This window comes from Pseudomonas sp. PME37.24/025 (assembly GCF_055556615.1).
In genome coordinates, this window is the sequence record NZ_JBVHNK010000455.1 from 1 (window position 1) to 240 (window position 240).

The 240-nt window shown below is 63.3% G+C and carries 1 protein-coding gene; it reads right to left on the minus strand.

From position 1 onward, the window contains the following. The coding region (locus ACZ3HH_RS31065; protein WP_465810563.1) for a two-partner secretion domain-containing protein at positions 1 to 240 on the minus strand (240 nt) is incomplete at both ends.

Consider the following 240-nt stretch of genomic DNA (forward strand, 5'->3'; position numbering starts at 1 on the left):
GGTTTGCCGGTGGTCAACGTGACGCGCGGGGTGTTGATGAAGCCGCAACCGTTGCAGCTGATGCCGTACGGGTTGGCGACGATCACTCGCGCCGATTGCCCCGCGACTTCGGTATAACCGCGCAACTGGCTGGGATTGCCGCCGTTGACTTCGTTGAGGATGATTTGCGCGGCGGTGCCGTTGAGGTTCCGGTTACCGAGGATGATCCCGCCCAGTTGTGTGGGCTGGGCGGCGTTGGTG